The following is an 18,400-nucleotide window of genomic DNA, read 5'->3' as shown; positions in this document are numbered from 1 at the left end:
AAGAACTCCAATGACTAAGCGGCCAATTCATTTTGAGAACCCAAACCGCCGCACTAAAATCCGCCGCACCCGTGGCCTGACCCGCAAACCGCCCATCCCGCGCGGACGTGGCGGCGGTCCGCGCCCTGCCCGCACGATCGGAGACTCTGGCCTTGAAGTCCTCATCGACGCCGTCACCCGCTGTCCGCGCGCGCGATCGACGAAGCCTGATCCAGCTGGGCAGCCTGCTGGCGATGTCCCTGGTCATTGTGGGTCTGCTGGCCCTGTTTTCCGTATGGTCGATCAATCGGGATCACGTCGCCAACCAGAAGGTCATGACCGAGGCTCTTTTCGCGCTGGATGACGGACGCTCGGCGCAGACCCTGTTCAAGATCCAGGTCCAGGAGTGGAAGAACCTGCTGCTGCGCGGCAGCGACCGAACGGACTACGCGCGCTACCATGCCGCCTTCGAAGCCGAGGAGACGCGTGTTCGCGAGCGTCTCGCCAGCCTCGGCGAACGCGCCGGGACGCTGAACATGACATCGATTCGCGACGCCGCCACACAGGCCCTCGACGCGCACGCAGACCTCGGGCGCTCCTACCGGGCCGCGCTGGCGGCCGCACGAGAGGAGGATTGGCGGCCCACGCAACTGGACCGCAGCGTCCGCGGCATCGATCGGGCGCTGAACACGGCGCTTGATGAGATCGCCGCCGACCTTCTGAAGGAAACCGAGCGCCGGCGCATTGCGATCATGCGCGAGGAAGCGGACCGCTACCAATCCCTGAGGGGCTTCATGGGGTGGTGCGTCACCTTGTCCGTGGGTCTCGTGGGCCTCGTCCTGTGGTCCGCCCTGCGCAACCGCCACGACCGGCGATGAGTCTGGCTCCACAGATCGCGGCCGGGTTCGGCCTGTTCTTTATCGGCATTCGCCTGATCGGCGACAATATGCAGCAGTTGGCGACCCGGCGGGTACGCCAGTATCTGGGGCGCGCCATGGTCCGCCCGGGGGTCGCCCCGCTGGCTGGCCTTGGACTAGGCGCCCTGGTTCAGAGCACCAACGGCGTCACCTTCATCGCCATGAGCCTGGTCACGTCGGGACTGCTGGCGCTGGGTCCTGCGCTGTCTCTGCTGGGGTGGGCCAATGTCGGCACCTCTGCCCTGGTGCTGATGTCGACTTTCGACCTGCACACCATGGTCTTCTATCTCTTGGGACTGATCGGACTGGCGTATTTCCAGGGCCTGGACCGCGCGTCCGGCCTGAACCACGCCATTCCCGCGCTGCTTGGAGTCGCCCTCGTCTTTCTGGGTCTGACGCTGGTGAAGGAGAGCGTCGCCGAACTGCGCGGGAATCCGTGGGTGGAGGAGTTCGCCGCATTCTCCGGCGAGAGTGGCCTGATCGCCTTTCTGGTCGGTCTCGTCGTCGCGGTCGCCGCTCAATCTTCCGCCACGGTGACCATCCTCACCCTGCCCCTGGTCGAGGCCGGTATTCTGGGTGAAGCGCAGATGGTCCTGATCGTCTACGGGGCGAGCGTCGGTTCGGGCCTCGGCGTGATGCTGCTGTCCTCGAACCTTGACGGAACGGCCCGGCAACTCGGCCTTTATCAATCAGGCCTCAAGCTGCTGGCCGCCGCTGTGTTCGTGCCGCTTTACTATCTCGAGCAAATCTGGGGTATCCCGCTGGTACAGGCCGCGGCCGATGCTCTAGCCGACTCCCCCGTCATGCGGGTCGCGCTGATCTACCTGCTTTTCCAGATCGGCGCCGCCGTATTGGGATATGTATGCCGCGTACCGTTCGCGCGGGCGCTGGCGGCGCTGTCGCCCCCCACGGAACGCGAAACGCTCATGCGTCCGCGTTTCCTGTTTGACGAGGCGATCGGCGACCCGGACACCGCGCTCGAGCTTGTGCGCCGCGAACAGGCGCGTCTGATCGCCGCGCTGCCATCCTATCTCGACATGGCAAGACCCGTCGAAGAACGGCACGAAGAGGCCATGCCGCTCGCCCTGCGCCATGCGGCGAGTTCGGCGGTCGCGGCCGAGACGGACATCTTCCTGTCGGAAGTGGCCAGTTCCAATCCGGGGTTCGATGGAGTCGAGCGGCTGTTCGAGGCCCGGGCGCAGCTGCATGTCCTTCGGGCATTGCAGACATGCCTGCACGATTTCGCCCTCCATGCGAGGGCCATGCCGGATCGCGAGACCCATTCCCTTGGCGCCAACTTGGTGGAATCGTTACACCTGTTGCTGACGATGGTGGCCGATGTCACCCAAACGGGCGATAGTGACGATGGGGCGCTGCTCGTACACCTTACCTCGGACCGGTCGGACATGATGGATGGCATCAGGAAACAGTTGCTGGGACAGGCGAGCACCGCCGCCGTGCGGGAATCCCTGCTGGTCGGAACCATGTTGTTCGATCGCGCGGTCTGGCTGATCCGCGACCTCACCCTGCCGGGCCTCGCGTCGGACTTTCCAGAAAAGGCGGTGTCATGACCCATCGCTTTCATGCAACGCTGAAGAACGATCTCGCCGATCTCGCCGCGCTGCCTCCCAGGCTAGAAGCCTTCGCCGAGGAGGCCAGTCTGCCCATGGACGCGGCCATGCATATCGACATCGTCCTCGATGAACTCCTGGTCAACACCATAAGCTATGGTTATCCGGATGGACGGCCCGGTGTGATCGACCTGCGCATGGACGTGGCCGATGACGTCACCATCGTCATCGAAGATGATGGCGACGCCTTCGATCCGCTGTCCTTGCCGCCGCCGGACCTGGAATCCGATCTGGACGACAGGCCGATCGGGGGGCTTGGCGTACACTTCGTAAGGACCATGATGGACGCAGTCGCCTATGAGCGTGTCGGCGCCCTCAACCGGATCACCCTTCTCAAGCGCCTTTCAACGGCAGGCCAGCCCCATGCAAACAACAATTGAACGCTCCATGAATCCGCTTCACTGGCGATGGCTTGGCCGGCTCGGCTTGCGCGGCAAGCTGGCGCTGATGGGACTGTTGCCCATGGCGCTGTTGCTGGGTCTGCTGGTCGCGGTGCAGGGATGGATGCTGTTCTCGGCCCATCGCGAGGGCGGCGAGGCGCTGTTGCGCACCGAGGTTCACGAGGCGGCCCTGATCCACGAAGGCACCGCGCGCGTCGCCAATGCGGTGCCCCAGACCCTGGCGCTCGCGCAGCAGCATGGCCTGTTCGGCAAACGGGCCGAAAGCCTGGCGCTGCATCGGGCAGCGGTGGAGGCGTTTCCGCAATTCACCGGCAGCGCCATCGCCTATGAACCCAATATTGACGGCCAGGACGCCGCGTTCCTGGCGTCCGCTACCGCCGAGCAGCGAGAGGCTCTGAGCGAAACCGGGCGATTCATCGCCTACTGGTTCCGCGACCCCCAAAGCAAGGCCACCCGGCTCGCGCCCCTCACGGGTCTGGAGAACAACTACTACTACCGCGGCGTGCGGAACCGGTTCGATGGCGAGCCGGAATCGACGGGCGTCACCGTCGACGGCGGCCTGAGCAAGCTGTGGGGCGATCCGTCGCCCAGCGGCTCCAGCCCGATCCGCCCGATGATCACCGAGCCTTATATGTACGAAGGCAAGCTGATGGTGGAGCACGTCTTCCCCATCGTCATCGACGGCACCTTCGTGGGCGTTACCTCGGCGGACCTGTCGCTGGAACAGCTGGACGAGCAGCTGAAGTCCTATCGCCGCTACGACGGCGCCCAGTTTATCCTGATCAGCGAGCGGGGTCGGATCATCGCCGATACCTCGTCGGCGGCGCTGCGGACCAAACGGCTGGAAGACACGCCGCGCGCCGCCATCCTGGAAGCCGTCTACAAGGGCGGCGACTCATTTTTCCAGGTGAGCGAGGATCCGGTGACCGGCGAGGAGGCGTACTTCGTCAGCTCGCGCATTCCGACCAATGGCTGGCGCCTCGTGATGATCGTGCCGCAGTCGGAAGTTCTGGCGCCGGCATGGCGCGGCGTCCGCTATTCGGTGCTGATCGCCGGAGTCGGCGCGCTTGCCCTGATCCTGCTGGTCGCCAGCCTGATCAATGCCGTCGCGGGACGCATGGGCGTGGCCGCGGGCGCGGCCGAACGGGTGGCTCATGGCGACCTCACCGTCACCGTCCCCACCGGCGGCAATGACGAGTCCGGCCGCCTGCTCGATGCGGTCGGCACCATGGTGAAATCGCTGACCAGCCTGGTGCAGGGCCTCAAATTCGCCAGCGTCCAGCTGGTCTCGACGGCGACGGGCATCGCCGCGATCTCGCGCGAGCAGGAGGGCAACGTGACCGATCTGGGCGCCTCCTCGAGCCAGATCGCCGCCGCGGTGCGCGAAATCGGCGCCACCTCCGTCGAACTGTCCAAGACCATGGGCGAGATTACCAGCGCGACCGAGGCGACGGCCAACATGGCCTCCACCGGACAGACCTCGCTGTCGAGTATGGAACGGGCGATGGGCGGCCTGGGCCAGGCGACCTCGACCATTTCCGAGAAACTGTCGGTCATCAGCGACCGGGCGACCAATATCGGCAGTGTCGTCACCACCATCACCAAGGTCGCCGATCAGACCAATCTGCTGTCCCTGAACGCCGCCATCGAGGCGGAAAAGGCCGGTGAAGCCGGCCGCGGCTTCGCAGTCGTCGCGCGGGAGATCCGCCGCTTGGCCGACCAGACCGCCGTCGCCACTCTCGACATCGACACGCTGGTGCGCGAGATGCAGTCGGCGGTGTCGAGCGGCGTGATGGAGATGGACCGGTTCACCGAGGAAGTGCGCCGGAGCGTCGGCGACGCCGCCGCCGTCGGCCAGCAATTCGCCGCCATCCTGGAGCAGATCCAGACCCTGTCGCCGCGTCTCGCCGCCTTGCATGACGGCATGCAATCGCAGAACGTCGGCGAGCAGCAGATCAACGAGGCCATGCTGCAGCTGGTCGAGATCGCGCGCCGGTCGGCGGATTCGCTTCACGATTTCCATCAGTCGACGGACCAGCTCAACACCGCCGTCGCCGCGCTGGAATCAGAACTGGGCCGTTTCAAGACGGAATGAAACCCATGCTGGCGTTGCTGTTTCGACTGGGAAGCGAACGATTCGCGCTGGATCTGGCGGGACTGACCGCGATCCTGCCGAACTCGCACATCCAGCCGATCCCGCACGCGCCGCCGGAGATCCGCGGCGAGTTCAACTGGCGCGGCCGGATGGTGCCGGTCATCGACCTGCGGCAGCTGTTCTTCGGCGTGCCCTGTGAATGGACCCTGACCACGCGCCTGGTGGTGTTCCGCTGGCAGGGTAAGAACCAGCGCGGCAACGTGGCCTTGCGCGCCGAGGGGATCACCGACACGGTCGAGTACAGGCCGGCCGACCTGCAGCGCCCGAGCGTGTCCGATCCGCAGCGGCCGGGCATCGTCGGATCGGTTGTCGCCGAAGGCCAGTTGATCCGTGTGGTCGATCCCCAGGCGCTGGTCTGGGAGTCGTTCCGCGACATCCTGTTCCGCGAGGCGGTCACATGAGCGCGACCGCGACAAGCGCGATCGAGATCGTCCGCCGCCTGCTGGGCGACAAGGCGGGACTCGATCCCGGCGCGATGAGCGACAATCTGCTCAGATCCCTGGTGGAAGCACGGCTGCGCCATCACGGCGGCGATTGCGCGACATGGCTCGAGCGTCTGCGCGCCGACCGGGCTGAACAGCAGGCGGTCATCGAGACCGCGCTGGTCCATGAAACCTGGTTCTTCCGCGATGTCGCCCCGTTCGATCACCTGATGGATCTGGCGCGGGATCGCTGGCTGCGGCGCACCGCCGCGAACCCGGTGCGCATCCTGAGCGCTCCCTGCGCCAGCGGCGAGGAAGCCTGGTCGATCGCCGCCACGCTGGTCCAGGCAGGGCTGGCGCCCGAGGCGATTTCGGTCACCGCCATCGACCTCAGCGGTGTGATGGTCAAGGTGGCGCAGTGCGGCGTCTACGGCGCGCGCAGTCTGCGCAATCATCATGGCGACCTGATCCGTCCCTATGTGGAGCCGCTGCCCGACGGCGGCTTCAGGATCGGCGCCCTGCTGCGGGGCTGCGTTAGCTTCTCGCAGGTCAATCTGCTGCACCTGCCCGACGAGCGCGGCTTCGATGCGATCTTCTGCCGCAACGCGCTGATGTACATGCACGAGGCGGCGCGCCGGAAGATCGTCGGCAGGCTCAAGACCGCGCTGGCGCCCGAGGCGCCCTTGTTCGTCGGCCATGCCGAAGCGGCCATGCTGATGTCCCATGGGCTTTACCCGTCGGGCCCCAGCCGCGCCTTCGCGCTGAGACTGCGGCCCGCCGAGAAGCCCTGCAGGCCCGAGGCCGCGCTCCCGCCGCCCGTCATCCGCCCGCCTGTCGCCATCAAGCCCGCCCTGGTGACCCCGGAACCGGGCAAGGCGCCGGCGGAAATTCCCGCCGACCTGCTGATGCGCGCCCACAAGCTGGCCGACAGCGGCGCCCTCGAAGAAGCGCTGGTGCCGCTGCGACGGTTTCTCGACGCCGTGCCCATGAGCCCCGAGGGACACGCGCTGGCCGGGATGATCCTCGCCGCCAGGGGCGAGCGGGCCGAAGGCATCCGGCACCTGCGCAAGGCCCTGTACCTCAACCCGCGCGACGAGGCCAGCAAGGTCCAGCTGCAGCACCTGCTGGACGCGCCGCGATGATCGAACCCTGCTGGCAGCGGATCGGCATCCAGGGCGACCGTTCGTGCCCCGAGCTGATCGAGCACATCCATTGCCGGAACTGTCCGACCTTCATCGACGCCGCCCGGGGCTTTCTCAACCGGGTGCCGGACGCCGACTATGTGGACGAGCTGACCGGGCTCAACACCAACATGTCGAGCGGCGGCGAACGCGATGACGGCGTGCCCGTCATGGTGTTCCGGCTGGGTGACGAGTGGCACGGCCTGCCGGTCCGCGTCATCGACCAGATCCACAACGCCTCGGCCATCCGCAGGGTCCCGCACCGGATCAACCCCGGGTTTCTCGGCCTGGCGTCGGTCGAAGGCCAGATCGAGCTCTGCATGTCGCTGCACGCCGTCCTCGGCATCGACAAGCCGGCCGACGGCGCCGCCAAGGGCGCCCGGCGCTGGCTGCTGCTGAAGCTGGGCGGCGAACGCTGGGTCGCGCCCGTCGACGAAATGAAGGGCGTCGTGCGCCTTGACCGCAAGCGGATCCAGCCGATCCCGTCGACGGTCGAGCGCGCGCCCGACCCCGCGACCTCCGGCCTCTTCGAGACGGACGGCGTGCGCGTGGCGCTGCTGGCCCCCGATCCGCTGCTGCGTCGGTTCAGGGCGAGCCTGGCATGAGCATGGACGCCGATCCCGAACTGCTGGAGCTGTTCCGCGCCGAAGTGGAAGAACACATCGCGGTGCTGCAGGAATCCATCGTGGCGCTGGACGCGGGCGGCGATGCGGCGCATCACCTCGCCTGTTGCATGCGCGCCGCCCATTCGCTGAAGGGCGCCGCGCGGATCGTCGGGATCGATCCCGGCGTCGATCTGGCCCATGCCATGGAAGACGCCTTTGAAGGCGCGCGCCAGGGCCGCCTCACCCTGGGCGCGGATCATATCGACCACCTGCTCGCGGCGGGCGACTATCTGGCGCATATGGGGCGGATCGACATGGCGGAGCTGCCTCGGTGGCTTGCCGCCGAGGCCGGCGCGATCTCGGCGCTGGTCGTCTCGTTGCAGGACATCGGGCGCGGCGCGGCCGAGCCGCGGAAGGCGGCGCCGCTGGCAAGTCCCGCCGAGCCCGCCGCTCCGGAACCACCGCCGGCGCCTGTGCCCGAGGTGGCGCCGGAACCCGTACCCTCGCCCGCCCCGGTTCCCGCCGCGCCCGTTCCCGCGCCAGCCCCGGCGCCCACCATGCCGGCGGTGAACGATGCCGAAGCCAGGCAGATGCAATCCGTCAAGATCAGCACGGAAACCCTCTCCCGCTTCATGGGCGTCTCCGCGCAGGTGCTGATCGACGCCAAGCGATTGCAGGGAACCGTGGACTCCTTGCAGCAGGTCCGCCGGCGGCTGGCCCGGCTCGAGCGCACGCTGAGCGACGCGGACGGCCGCAATGGCCGCATGACGGCCAGCGACGAGGCCCGCCACGAACTGGCGACGCTGCGGGAGGATCTGGGCGCCAGGATCGAGGAATTCGAGACCCAGGCGAGCCGGGCGCTGGTCAATGCCGACCTGCTCTATGGCGAGGTGCTGCGCAGCCGCATGCGTCCCTTCTCGGACGTGGTCGGCAGTTTTCCCCGGCTGGTGCGCGACGTGGCCCGGCAACTGGACAAGAAGGTCAATCTGGTCATCGAAGGCCGCAACACGGAACTGGACCGGGACATCGCCGCCGTCCTCGACGCGCCGCTGGGCCACCTGCTGCGCAACGCCATCGACCATGGCATCGAGGAAACCGGCGTGCGCCGGGCGCTCGGCAAACCCGAGGACGGAACCATCGCCATCGATGCACGCCATCGCGGCGGCGCCCTCGTCGTCACCGTGCGCGACGACGGCAAGGGCGTCGATATCGGGAAGCTGCGCACCAGGATCGTCGAGAAGGGGCTGGTCGACGCCGAACTGGCCAGCAATCTGAGCGAGGCGGAGACGCTGGAATTCCTCTTCCTGCCGGGCTTCAGCACGGCGCGCGAGGTCACCGACATTTCCGGGCGGGGCGTCGGCCTCGACGTCGTCCAGTCGACGGTGCAGCGGGCTGGCGGCATGGTCCACATGACCTCGGTGCTGGGCCAGGGCACGACCTTCGAGCTACAGATGCCGGTCGCCCGGTCGGTCGTGCGCGCCCTGCTGGTTACCATCGCCGGCGGTCCCTGGGCGCTGCCGCTGGCGCGCATCGACGAAATCCGGCAGGTGCCCGCCAGCGACGTCCGGATGATCGAAGGACGCCGGGTGATCGAGGCCGATGGCGCCGACATCGGCATCGTCCCGCTGGCCGATGTGCTGGAGCTGGGCGCCGAGGACGCCGGCAGCGACATCCTCACCCTGGTGATGATCCGCGAACAGGGCCAGCGCTTCGGCCTGGAGGTCGATGCCGTCATCGGCGAACAGGAACTGGTCGTCCGGCCGCTCGATCCGCGCCTCGGCAAGGTCCCCGACGTGCTCGCCGCCTCGCTGCTCGATACCGGGGCCGCCGTGCTGATCCTCGATATCGAGGATCTGGTGCGTTCGGTCGACAGCCTGCTCGCGGAAGGCCGGCTGCGCGGCAACCGGCGTGCGCGGGCCGAAAGCAGCCGCCGCGCCCGGCACGTGCTGGTCGTCGACGATTCCCTGACCGTGCGCGAGACCGAACGCAAGCTGCTGGAGCGCGCCGGCTATCTCGTCGACGTGGCCGTGGACGGCGTCGCCGGCTGGAACGCGCTGCGGCTGGGCAATTACGACCTGCTGCTGACCGACGTGGACATGCCGCGCATGACCGGCATCGACCTCGTTCGCGCCGTGCGCGACGACGCGCGCCTGCGCAACCTGCCGGTCATGATCGTGTCCTACAAGGAACGCGAGGAAGACCGCCTGCTGGGGTTCGAGGCCGGCGCCGATCGCTACATCACCAAGGCGAGCTTCCGCGACGACGGCCTCCTGCTGGCGGTCGAGGAACTCATCGGCGGCCCCTGGTCCGAATAGGAAGACGCATGCGGATCGGGATCGTGAACGATGTGATGCTGGCGACGGCGGCCCTGCGCCGTGTCGTCGCCGCGACGCCCGGCCATGAAACCGCCTGGACGGCGGCGACCGGAGCGGAAGCCGTCCAGCGCGCGGCAGCCGACCCGGTCGACCTGATCCTGATGGATCTGATCATGCCGCAGATGGACGGCGTGGAAGCCACCCGGCGCATCATGAAACAGTCGCCCTGCGCCATCCTGGTGGTCACATCGACGGTCACCGGCCATCTGGACATGGTCTACGAGGCCATGAGCCTGGGCGCGCTGGATGCCATCCAGACGCCGGTGCTGGGCCTGTCCGGCAACATCGACGGCGCCGCCGCGCTGCAGGACAAGCTGGCGATCATCGCCAAGCTGATCGGCAGGAACGGCCGCGCGCCGAGGGTCAATGGGGCCGCCGCCGTCACCGCGCTGACCGAGGAAGCACCGCTGGTCGCCATCGGCGCCTCGACGGGCGGTCCTCAGGCCGTCTCCGAAATCCTTCAGGCGCTGCCCGCCGACCTGCCCGCCTCGGTGGTCATCGTCCAGCATGTGGACGAGCATTTCGCCACCGGTCTGGCCGAATGGCTAAGCCGCCGCTGCGCCCGGCGGGTCCTGCCGGCACGGCAAGGCGACAGGCTGGGCGCGGGAAAGATCTTCATCGCCGCCGGCCCCGACCATCTGGTGATCGAGTCCAATGGCCGCCTCGGCTACACGCCCGAGCCGAAGGAAAGCTCCTACAAGCCATCGGTCGATGCCTTCTTCATGAGCGCGGCGCGGCGGCGCGGCATGCGCGGCTGCGCCATCCTGCTGACCGGCATGGGCCGCGACGGCGCCGACGGCCTGCTGACGCTGCGCAAAGCCGGTTTCCATACCATCGCCCAGGACCAGAAGACCTCCGTCGTCTGGGGCATGCCCAAGGCGGCCGCCGAGATCGGCGCGGCCGTCGACGTTCTGCCCCTTCCCGCCATCGGCGCCCGCGCCCTCAGAGCCATAAAGGAACTTCACCCATGACCGCAGATCCGATCAGGGTCCTTCTCGTCGACGACCAGCGTCTGGTCAACGCGGCGGTCGCCACCATGCTGCGCCCGGAAAAGGATCTGGAGCTGCGATGGTGCGGCGAAGGCAGCAAGGCGCTGGAGGTGGCCCGCGAGTACAAGCCGCAGGTCATCCTGCAGGATCTGGTGCTGCCCGACGCCGACGGCCTCGACATCGTCACCGCCATGCGCGAGGACCCGTTCCTGCGCGAAATTCCGCTGGTCGTCCTGTCCGGCAAGGAAGAGCCGGCGGTCAAGGCCGAGGCCTTCGCGCGCGGCGCCAACGACTATCTGGTCAAGCTGCCCGCCGCCGTCGAGCTGATCGCCCGCATCCGTCACCATGCCAAGGGCTATCTCGCCCTGATGGAACGGAACGCCGCCTATGAACGGCTGCATGCCGAACTGGGCGAAGCCGCCGCCTACGTCCGCTCGATCCTGCCGCCGGTGATTTCCCAGCCCATGTCGACGGCGTGGAAATTCTATCCCTCCAGTTCGCTGGGCGGCGACGCCTTTTCCTATCACCAGCTGGACGACGACCATTTCGCCATCTACCTGCTGGATGTCTGCGGCCACGGCGTCGGCTCCGCGCTGCTCAGCGTGTCGGCCCTGAACACGCTGGGCGCCCGCGCCCTGCCGGATGTGGATTTCCTCAACCCGGCCAAGGTACTCGAGGCGCTGAACAACGCGTTCCCCATGGAGCGGCAGAACCAGCTCTACTTCACCATCTGGTACGGCGTGTACCGCATCTCGACCCGCGAGCTGACCTATGCCGCCGCCGGTCACCCGCCCGCCGTGCTGCTGCCGCCGGGCCGCAAGCCGCAGCTGCTGCAGGGCGAAGGCCTGCCGATCGGTACCTTCGAGGGGCTGGAATACGACATGTTCTCGACCTTCATCCCGCCCGGTTCGCACCTCTATGTCTTCAGCGACGGCGTCTTCGAGGTGGAATGCCTCGACGGCTCCATGCTGCCCTTCGACGACTTCGTGCGCATCCTGACCGACCTGTCCCATGACGATGCCGAAGCCCGGCTGAGCTGCATCATCGAAAGCGTTCAGGAGATCCAGGGCAAGACCGCCTTCGACGACGACTGTTCCCTGGTCGAGTTCGTGTTCGACGGCGAGCTGTAACGGCGGCCTGCTCAGTCCGCGAGGGAGACGACCCGGTCGGTCATCATCGCCGCCGACTCCGCGTCCTGGCCGATCAGCGCCAGGCCCTTGGCGATCGAGACCAGCTGGTCGCTGCTCTGGATCACGGCGCCGCCGAAGCGATGCTCGAACAGCGCGCGGACCGCGGGCACGAAGGACGTGCCGCCGGTGAGGAAGACGATGTCGATGTCCTTCGCCGCCAGCCCGGCCTCGGCCAGCGTCTGGTCCGCCAGCGCGTCGAGCTTGAGCATGTCGCGCTCGATCCAGCCATCGAACTCGGCGCGCGTGACATCGGCGTCGATGGCCTCGCCATCGAAACCCAGATGGAAGCGCGCGCTGTCCTGCAACGACAGATCCCGCTTGGTCCGCGAGATGGCGGCATGGAGATCGACCGCCGCTTCTGAATCGATGAAGCGAAGAAACTTCTCGATCCGGTCCGGGGCATAGCTGTAGCGCTTCAGATCGGCGATCTCGCGGTGGATCTTGCCGATCCGCAGCGTGTAGATCTCGTTCCAGCGCGCCAGCCGGTTGTAATAGGTCGTCGGGAACGGCAGCCGCTTGCCCAGGCTGTCGTAGTCCGAGCCCTTGCCCAGCGCGGGCGCGACGATCTTGTCGATCATCCGGTAGTCGAACCGGTCGCCGGCGATATCGTTGCCGCGCGACGCCAGCGGCTCGAGCGCCAGCCTGCCGCCGCGCCGCTCCAGCCGAATGATCGAGAAATCGCTGGTGCCGCCGCCCAGATCGGCGACGAACACATTGGCCGCCTCGGTCAGGTCGCGGACGAAGTAATAGGCGGCCGCCAGCGGCTCGAACACCGTCTGCATCTCGGTGAACCCGAGCGCCTTCAGCGCCGCGCCATACCGCTTGAGCGCCAGGTCGTCATCGGCATTGAGCCCGGCGAAGCGGATCGGGCGGCCGATGACGATGCGTTTCGTGTCCCACGCCCCGTCCGCCGCGCCATGGGCGCGCATGGACGACAGGAAGGCGCGCATCAGGGCCTGGAAATCGTACTGCGCGCCATAGACCAGCGTGCTGGAGAAATGCGGGTTGCCGGCGAAGGTCTTGATCGATTTCAGGAAGCGGCAATCCGGCTCGGTCTCGCGGTAGGCGTCGATGGCCCACTGCCCGCCCTCGACCAGCGTTTGCGCCCGCCCGCGCCCGCTTTCCTCCTGCCAGAAGGTCAGCAGCGACGGAAAGATGCCCTCGGGACCCTCGGGCCGCTCGAACGACACCGTCTCCACGTCGCCGCCCTCGCCCACCCTGCAGGCGACGGAATTGGTGGTGCCGAAATCGAGACCGATGGAATGCACGTGACGCTAACACTCTACTGAAGCCGCCGCCGGGAGCGGCGCGGGTGCTCCCGATAAACAATCCTGCGACAATCCTCTAGTCAATTCCGACGGTGCCGGGATCGTTCGCCCAATCCTCACCGCCGTGGCGCACGCGGATGATCGCGATGTGATCCGCCTGTTCCGTGAAGATGATAACGTGGGATTCGTGCCGATAGATCCTGACAGGCGGGGTGTACTCACGACGTTCACGCACCATGCGCGGATTGGCCGCGATGCGCTCGATCGAGCTCACCATCCGTGTCAGATATTTGTCCGCCTGCGTCGGTGACCAGCGCTGCGCGGAGAATTCCCAGATTTCCTCCAGATCTCGGAGGGCCGCGGGCGTAAAACGATACGGCTTATCTCTGCCCGCGATCATGAGATGCCCGCGCCTTGGCCAGAAGGGCAGGAAGATCGAGCTCTCGCGCTTCTCCGCTCTCGATACCTTCCGTGATCAGCGTCTGGAGCGCGTCGATCTTGCTGGCGCGATCCTGATCGCGACGGATCAAATCGCGGACATAGTCACTCGCATTCGCGTAGCGGCCCGTTTTCGCCTGCGCTTCGACCCAAGCCTTCAGTGGCTCAGGGAGCGATACGTTCATCGATGCCATCGAAACCGTCCTTTCTATCCTGTCCAATATTTCAAGAATGGCAATCTTTGTCAAAGCCTGCCATTCCGGGCGCTGGATACAAGTTACGGCAGCCTCAACACCTGCTTGGCGATGACGTTCTTCTGCACCTCGGTCGCGCCGCCATAGATGGTCTGGGCGCGGGTGAACAGGTAACTGGCCATGGAGGGTGACGCCCAGTCGGGAATGCCGGAGTTGGAGTTCCAGTCCGGGCGGGCGCGGTCGGTGATGAAATGGGCGCTGTAGAGGCCGCCCAGTTCCACGAAAAGTTCGGTGATCTCCTGCGCCCGCTCGGTCGCCATGATCTTCAGGATCGAGGATTCATTGCCCGGCGCCTGCCCCGAGGACAGCGAGGCGATGGCGCGCAGCACCGTCATTTCGAGGGAGGCCAACGCCACGTCGGCCTCGGCCATCTTCTGCACGAACAGCGGGTCCTCGGCCAGGCTGCGGCCGTCGCTGGTGACGGTGCGGGCAAGCTGCTTGAGCCGCGCCATGTCCATCTTCTTGCGTGCCACGTGGGCATAGGAGGTGCGCTCGTGGGTCAGCAGGTACTTGGCGTAATCCCAGCCCTTGTTCTCCTCGCCGATCCGGTTCCCGACCGGCACCCGCACGTCCTCGAAGAACACCTGGTTGAGATAGTGGCTGCCGTCGATGCCGATGATCGGCCGCACGGTGATGCCCGGCGTCTTCATGTCCATGCACAGGAAGGTGATGCCTTCCTGCGGCTTGCCGGCGCTGGAGGTGCGCACGAGGCAGAAAATCCAGTCGGCATAGTGGGCCTGCGAGGTCCAGATCTTGACGCCGTTGACCACATATTCGTCACCGTCCCGCACGGCGCGGGTCTGCAGAGAGGCGAGGTCCGATCCGGCCCCCGGCTCGGAATAGCCCTGCGCCCAGAACACGTCGCTGGACAGGATGCCCGGCAGGAAACGCTGCTTCTGCTCGGGGCTGCCGAAGGTGTAGATCACCGGCGCCACGTAAAGCAGGCCCATGGGCACGACGGACGGGGCGCCGACCCTCTCGCGCTCCTCGTCGAAAATATACTTCTGGGTCACGCTCCAGCCGGTGCCGCCATATTCCTCCGGCCAGTTGGCCGCGCTCCAGCCTTCGGCGTGATACGCCTTCTCGGCGCGGACCAGATCGTCCTTGCCCAGGGTCTGGCCCCGGCGGATCTTGTCGAGGATATCCTTGGGAAAGCGCGTCTCGAAGAACGCCCGGACCTCGAGCCGGAAGGCCTCGTCCGTGTCGGCGAATGCCAGGTCCATGATCGTCTCCCCTTGGTTACCACCCGGACACCATTCTAGACGGAATGGATCGGGCGCGTACATGGGGCTGGGCAGTCACGCATGAATTTTCTAAAGTGCCCGCCACATCCGCGTTCATCTGGAGACCACCGTGTCCGACTTCGTCATCGCCCATCATCTGCCCGACGCCATCGCCCAGCAGCTCGCGGCCAAGCTGCCGGCCGGCGTCACGCTGAAGCGGACGCCGAAGGACGCCAACTGGCAGGTCCCCGAAGACGCGGCCGCCATGATCTTCCTGCCGCCGCACGCCGGTGTGCACTTCCCCGAAACCGCGCCCGAGGGCTGGCCCTTCAACCTGCGCTGGGTCCAGACCGTGTCCACCGGGATCGACGACTATCCGCGCTGGGCGTTCGACGTGGCCGACGCCACCTGCGCGCGCGGCGTGCAGGCGAACGCCATCGGCGAGTTCGCCCTGGCCAGCATGCTGGCGCTGGAGAAGCGCTTTCCCGACATCTGGATCGACGCCGCGGACCGCTGGTACAAGGAACAGGGCAACCCGGTCGGCACCATCGAAGGCAAGACCATCGGCCTGATCGGCTTCGGCACCATCGGCAAGGCCATCGCCGAACGCGCGGCGCCCTTCGGCGCGCGGGTCATCGCGACCCGCCGCAGCAGCGCGCCCATCGAGGGGCCCGTCGAATTCCTGCCGCTCGACGAGGTGCTGGCCCAGTCGGACCATCTGGTGCTCGCCGCCCCGCTGACGCCCGAGACCCGCAACATCATCAATGCCGAAAGCCTCGCCAAGATGAAGCAGGGCGCGCATTTCGTGAACATCTCGCGCGGCGCCATGGTGGACCAGGAGGCGCTGGTCGCGGCGCTCGACAGTGGCCATCTGCGCTTCGCCACCCTCGACGTGTCCGAGCCGGAGCCACTGCCCGAAGGCCACGTGCTGTACACCCATCCCAAGGTGCGCCTGTCGCCGCATCTGTCCTGGGGCAAGGGTTCGAACCCGTTCGACCCGATCAGCGCGCTGATCATCGAAAATGCGCGGCGTTTCATGGACGGGCGGGAACTGCTGAATCCCATCAACCGCGAGACATGGTATTAAGCGGCGGGGAGACTTGCTGAAACGGGGAGTACGGCAATGACATCGCTGATCTGCGGCATCCATCATGTGGGCGTCAACGTCCCGGACCTCGAGGCCGGGCGCAAGTTCTACGAGGACGTCTTCGGCTTCGAGGTCATCGGTGTCGACAAATGGGACGAGGGCAACGCCGACGTGAACGCCTATGTCGGCATGGATGAGTCCTCGGCGGACAGCTACATGCTGCGCGGCGCCAACACCTATCTGGAGATCTGGACCTACCGGACGCCCGCGTCCAACGGCCATGCCAGCGAACGGCGCGCGTCCGATCACGGCTACACCCATCTGGCGTTCCAGGTCACGGATTTCGAGACGGTGCTGGCGCGCTTCCTGGCGGCCGGCGGCTCGGTGATCAAGCCGCTGACCAAGGCGCGTCCGGGCGGCGCCAGGCTGCATTACTGCCGCGATCCGTTCGGCAACATCATCGAGCTGCTGGAAATGCCCGCCGGCTCGCGCACCGGTCTGGGCGGCCTGCCGGGCATTGCCGCGGAAGGCGCGTTCGCGCCGCCGACCCGCAAGTACTACGTGCTAGAGAATGGCGAGTTCGCCGGCCTGCGCGACAAGTCGGACCTGCCCGGCGCGTCCTAGGACATCGCCTCTCATGTACCGGGGCGAGGCCACCATCAGCGCCATCCTCTCGGCCCGGGCGGAACGCTCGCCGGACCGGCGGCTGATCCGCTTCCAGGACGGCGCGGCGCTGACCTATGGCGCGCTGGACCGGGAGGCGACCCGGCTGGCCGACGCGCTGACAAGCCTCGGCCTCGCGGCTGGCGACAAGATCGCCGTGATGCTGCCGAACGGCGCCGATTTCCTGCGCGCCTGGATGGGCGTCACCCGCGCGGCGCTGGTCGAGGTGCCCATCCATACGGGACTGAAGGGCGAGCTGCTGGCGCACCAGCTGCGCCTCGCCGAATGCCGCGCCATCATCATCGCGCCGGAATGGCCGGAGCGACTGGCGCCGCTGAGAGACGGCTTGCCGCTCCTTCGGCACGTCATCGTCGCCGGTCCGGAACGCGCACCGCCGGATGGTGGAACCCACAGCCTGGCTGATCTGGTAGCCGGCGGGCGCGACATCCGTCCGGCCGCCGTGCAGGGTCCCAACGATCCGGCGGTGATCCTGTTTACCTCGGGCACGACAGGACCATCCAAAGGCGCCGTGCTCAGCCATCACTCCCATTTCGAGATGGCGAAAATCTGCGTCGCTGCCATGGACTACCAAGCCGACGACGTGCTGTTCAGCGCCTTTCCGCTGTTCCATGCCAACGCCCGCTATCTGACCGTGCTGGCCGCCATGCTGGCCGATGCGCAGGCCGTGCTGCACGACCGGTTCTCGGCGTCCGGGTTCTGGGACATCTGCCGCCGCGAGGGCGTGACCGCGTTCAACTACATGGGCGCGCTGCTGATGATGCTGCACAAGCAGCAAGCCCGGGCCGACGACGCCCTCAACAGCGTCCGGCGCGCCTATGGCGCCCCCGCGCCGGCCACCATCTGCCGCGCGTTCGAAGAACGGTTCGGGCTGCGGCTGATCGAGGTGTATGGCTCGACCGAGCTGGGCACCGTGACGCTGAACACCGTCGACGGCTTCCGGCTGGGCTCGTGCGGCAGGCCGGTGCCGCTCTACGACGTGCAGATCCAGGACGAGAACGGCCATCCCTGCCCGCCCGGCACCGCCGGGGAAATCGTCGCCCGCCCGCGCGAGCCGGACGTGATGTTCAAGGAGTACTACCGGATGCCGGAGGCCACGGTAAAGGCGTTCAGGGACCTGTGGTTTCACACCGGCGACCGCGGCCGCATGGATGAGGATGGCTATTTCTATTATCTGGACCGGATGAAGGACGCGATCCGGCGGCGCGGCGAGAACATCTCGTCCTGGGAGGTCGAAAAGATCATCGACGGCATCGAGGGCATTCAGGAATCCGCCGTCTTCGGCGTTCCCTCGGACCTGTCCGAGGAAGAGGTCATGGTCGTGATCGTTCCCAAGGCCGATGCCAGGCTGACGCCCGAGACGGTGCTCGATGCGTGCCAGGAAAAGCTGCCCTGGTTCGCGGTCCCGCGCTATGTGCGCTTCGCCCCTGCCCTGCCAAGAAACACGTCGGAGCGTATCGAGAAGTACAAGCTGCGCGCCGACGGCGTCGCCGCCGACACATGGGACCGCGACGCCGCCGGCTATCAGGTCAGGCGGCGCTGATCCCGCCGCAAACAGCCCTTTGCCCGGCCGGAAAGGATCGCTAACATATTCTGCGGGGATG

17 protein-coding genes are annotated in these 18,400 nt (G+C 66.9%); 13 read left to right on the top strand and 4 right to left on the bottom strand.

The window, feature by feature from the left end; genetic code table 11:
- Window positions 1-152 precede the first annotated feature (152 nt).
- Genes WJU17_RS00795 through WJU17_RS00750 form a run of 10 tightly spaced genes read left to right on the top strand, consistent with a single transcriptional unit; the run spans window position 153 to window position 11,785 of the window.
- On the top strand, window positions 153-857 hold the full coding sequence (locus WJU17_RS00795) for a hypothetical protein (protein WP_346325444.1): 705 nt from the start codon (window positions 153-155) through the stop codon (window positions 855-857).
- Window positions 854-2,467 carry a Na/Pi symporter gene (locus tag WJU17_RS00790; protein ID WP_346325443.1) on the top strand — a complete coding sequence of 538 codons (1,614 nt, stop codon included), beginning with the start codon at window positions 854-856 and terminating at the stop codon, window positions 2,465-2,467. Before WJU17_RS00795 ends, WJU17_RS00790 begins: the two co-directional genes overlap by 4 nt.
- Window positions 2,464-2,907, top strand: coding sequence for an ATP-binding protein (locus WJU17_RS00785; RefSeq protein ID WP_346325442.1), 444 nt, complete (start codon window positions 2,464-2,466; stop codon window positions 2,905-2,907). The genes WJU17_RS00790 and WJU17_RS00785 overlap by 4 nt, the downstream gene beginning before the upstream one ends.
- Before the next feature lie 7 nt (window positions 2,908-2,914).
- Entirely contained in the window at window positions 2,915-5,023 is a 2,109-nt protein-coding gene (locus WJU17_RS00780) for a methyl-accepting chemotaxis protein (RefSeq protein WP_346325441.1), read from the top strand.
- A 5-nt stretch (window positions 5,024-5,028) separates the two neighbouring features.
- The gene (locus WJU17_RS00775) at window positions 5,029-5,484 is read left to right on the top strand and encodes a chemotaxis protein CheW (protein WP_346325440.1); all 456 of its coding nucleotides are present in this window, start codon (window positions 5,029-5,031) and stop codon (window positions 5,482-5,484) included.
- A complete protein-coding gene (locus tag WJU17_RS00770) occupies window positions 5,481-6,647 on the top strand; it encodes a CheR family methyltransferase (RefSeq protein WP_346325439.1) in 1,167 nt (388 codons plus the stop codon). Before WJU17_RS00775 ends, WJU17_RS00770 begins: the two co-directional genes overlap by 4 nt.
- On the top strand, window positions 6,644-7,291 hold the full coding sequence (locus WJU17_RS00765; protein WP_346325438.1) for a chemotaxis protein CheW: 648 nt from the start codon (window positions 6,644-6,646) through the stop codon (window positions 7,289-7,291). The genes WJU17_RS00770 and WJU17_RS00765 overlap by 4 nt, the downstream gene beginning before the upstream one ends.
- The gene (locus tag WJU17_RS00760; protein ID WP_346325437.1) at window positions 7,288-9,606 is read left to right on the top strand and encodes a hybrid sensor histidine kinase/response regulator; all 2,319 of its coding nucleotides are present in this window, start codon (window positions 7,288-7,290) and stop codon (window positions 9,604-9,606) included. Before WJU17_RS00765 ends, WJU17_RS00760 begins: the two co-directional genes overlap by 4 nt.
- 8 nt (window positions 9,607-9,614) lie before the next feature.
- Complete coding sequence (gene cheB / locus WJU17_RS00755; protein WP_346325436.1) at window positions 9,615-10,637, top strand: chemotaxis-specific protein-glutamate methyltransferase CheB; 1,023 nt, start codon at window positions 9,615-9,617, stop codon at window positions 10,635-10,637.
- Entirely contained in the window at window positions 10,634-11,785 is a 1,152-nt protein-coding gene (locus tag WJU17_RS00750) for a SpoIIE family protein phosphatase (RefSeq protein WP_346325435.1), read from the top strand. The genes cheB and WJU17_RS00750 overlap by 4 nt, the downstream gene beginning before the upstream one ends.
- Before the next feature lie 11 nt (window positions 11,786-11,796).
- On the opposite strand, the gene WJU17_RS00745 is transcribed toward WJU17_RS00750, so the two are convergent.
- The 4 genes from WJU17_RS00745 to WJU17_RS00730 form a co-directional block, all read right to left on the bottom strand.
- A complete protein-coding gene (locus WJU17_RS00745) occupies window positions 11,797-13,113 on the bottom strand; it encodes an Hsp70 family protein (RefSeq protein ID WP_346325434.1) in 1,317 nt (438 codons plus the stop codon).
- A gap of 76 nt (window positions 13,114-13,189) precedes the next feature.
- Window positions 13,190-13,513 carry a type II toxin-antitoxin system RelE/ParE family toxin gene (locus WJU17_RS00740; RefSeq protein ID WP_346325433.1) on the bottom strand — a complete coding sequence of 108 codons (324 nt, stop codon included), beginning with the start codon at window positions 13,511-13,513 and terminating at the stop codon, window positions 13,190-13,192.
- Window positions 13,494-13,745 carry a type II toxin-antitoxin system ParD family antitoxin gene (locus WJU17_RS00735; RefSeq protein WP_346325432.1) on the bottom strand — a complete coding sequence of 84 codons (252 nt, stop codon included), beginning with the start codon at window positions 13,743-13,745 and terminating at the stop codon, window positions 13,494-13,496. Before WJU17_RS00735 ends, WJU17_RS00740 begins: the two co-directional genes overlap by 20 nt.
- Window positions 13,746-13,828: 83 nt before the next feature.
- On the bottom strand, window positions 13,829-15,028 hold the full coding sequence (locus tag WJU17_RS00730) for an acyl-CoA dehydrogenase family protein (protein WP_346325431.1): 1,200 nt from the start codon (window positions 15,026-15,028) through the stop codon (window positions 13,829-13,831).
- Window positions 15,029-15,158: 130 nt separating this feature from the next.
- Between WJU17_RS00730 and WJU17_RS00725 the strand changes: the two genes are divergently transcribed.
- The 3 genes from WJU17_RS00725 to WJU17_RS00715 are packed head-to-tail and all read left to right on the top strand — an operon-like array spanning window position 15,159 to window position 18,339.
- Window positions 15,159-16,115, top strand: a complete 957-nt coding sequence (locus WJU17_RS00725) for an NAD(P)-dependent oxidoreductase (RefSeq protein ID WP_346325430.1) — start codon at window positions 15,159-15,161, stop codon at window positions 16,113-16,115.
- Window positions 16,116-16,151: 36 nt separating this feature from the next.
- Window positions 16,152-16,739, top strand: coding sequence for a VOC family protein (locus WJU17_RS00720; RefSeq protein WP_346325429.1), 588 nt, complete (start codon window positions 16,152-16,154; stop codon window positions 16,737-16,739).
- A 13-nt stretch (window positions 16,740-16,752) separates the two neighbouring features.
- Entirely contained in the window at window positions 16,753-18,339 is a 1,587-nt protein-coding gene (locus tag WJU17_RS00715) for an AMP-binding protein (RefSeq protein WP_346325428.1), read from the top strand.
- The last annotated feature ends 61 nt before the right edge of the window (window positions 18,340-18,400 follow it).

The organism is Iodidimonas sp. SYSU 1G8, from assembly GCF_039655775.1.
Classification (GTDB): Bacteria; Pseudomonadota; Alphaproteobacteria; order SMXS01; family SMXS01; genus RI-34.
The sequence above is the reverse complement of the archived record's forward strand: the minus strand, read 5'-3'. Positions and strand labels throughout refer to the sequence as shown.

Bases quoted from the DNA above. Each gene is read 5' to 3' on its own strand.
- WJU17_RS00790 (WP_346325443.1), top strand. From the start codon at position 854: ATGAGTCTGGCTCCACAGATCGCGGCCGGGTTCGGCCTGTTCTTTATC.
- WJU17_RS00785 (WP_346325442.1), top strand. From the start codon at position 2,464: ATGACCCATCGCTTTCATGCAACGCTGAAGAACGATCTCGCCGATCTC.
- WJU17_RS00780 (WP_346325441.1), top strand. From the start codon at position 2,915: ATGAATCCGCTTCACTGGCGATGGCTTGGCCGGCTCGGCTTGCGCGGC.
- WJU17_RS00775 (WP_346325440.1), top strand. From the start codon at position 5,029: ATGCTGGCGTTGCTGTTTCGACTGGGAAGCGAACGATTCGCGCTGGAT.
- WJU17_RS00770 (WP_346325439.1), top strand. From the start codon at position 5,481: ATGAGCGCGACCGCGACAAGCGCGATCGAGATCGTCCGCCGCCTGCTG.
- WJU17_RS00765 (WP_346325438.1), top strand. From the start codon at position 6,644: ATGATCGAACCCTGCTGGCAGCGGATCGGCATCCAGGGCGACCGTTCG.
- WJU17_RS00760 (WP_346325437.1), top strand. From the start codon at position 7,288: ATGAGCATGGACGCCGATCCCGAACTGCTGGAGCTGTTCCGCGCCGAA.
- cheB (WP_346325436.1), top strand. From the start codon at position 9,615: ATGCGGATCGGGATCGTGAACGATGTGATGCTGGCGACGGCGGCCCTG.
- WJU17_RS00750 (WP_346325435.1), top strand. From the start codon at position 10,634: ATGACCGCAGATCCGATCAGGGTCCTTCTCGTCGACGACCAGCGTCTG.
- WJU17_RS00740 (WP_346325433.1), bottom strand. From the start codon at position 13,513: ATGATCGCGGGCAGAGATAAGCCGTATCGTTTTACGCCCGCGGCCCTC.
- WJU17_RS00735 (WP_346325432.1), bottom strand. From the start codon at position 13,745: ATGGCATCGATGAACGTATCGCTCCCTGAGCCACTGAAGGCTTGGGTC.
- WJU17_RS00730 (WP_346325431.1), bottom strand. From the start codon at position 15,028: ATGGACCTGGCATTCGCCGACACGGACGAGGCCTTCCGGCTCGAGGTC.
- WJU17_RS00720 (WP_346325429.1), top strand. From the start codon at position 16,152: ATGACATCGCTGATCTGCGGCATCCATCATGTGGGCGTCAACGTCCCG.
- WJU17_RS00715 (WP_346325428.1), top strand. From the start codon at position 16,753: ATGTACCGGGGCGAGGCCACCATCAGCGCCATCCTCTCGGCCCGGGCG.